The sequence below is a fragment of the Xenorhabdus entomophaga genome (assembly GCF_037996725.1).
Lineage (GTDB): Bacteria > Pseudomonadota > Gammaproteobacteria > Enterobacterales > Enterobacteriaceae > Xenorhabdus > Xenorhabdus khoisanae.
The window spans coordinates 1-224 of record NZ_JBBMXH010000486.1 but is presented as its reverse complement, the minus strand read 5'-3'; the positions used below and the strand labels follow the sequence as shown (position 1 = coordinate 224).

At 50.4% G+C, this 224-nt stretch carries 1 tRNA gene and 1 rRNA gene; both read right to left on the bottom strand.

Annotated features, from left to right (window positions below):
• Positions 1 to 13: 13 nt before the first annotated feature.
• A tRNA-Ile gene (locus AAC854_RS23755) sits at positions 14 to 90 on the bottom strand.
• A gap of 68 nt (positions 91 to 158) precedes the next feature.
• Positions 159 to 224 (bottom strand): 16S ribosomal RNA (locus AAC854_RS23750); the annotation flags it as partial.

The window sequence follows — 224 nt, the reverse complement described above, 5'->3', positions numbered from 1 at the left end:
GGGCAAGCAAAATTGGTAGGCCTGAGTGGACTTGAACCACCGACCTCACCCTTATCAGGGGTGCGCTCTAACCACCTGAGCTACAAGCCTAGACCGATACCGTCTCTTTCTTTATCAGACAATCTGTGTGAACACTCAGCATTTCACCATCTTTCGGTTAAGGAGGTGATCCAACCGCAGGTTCCCCTACGGTTACCTTGTTACGACTTCACCCCAGTCATGAA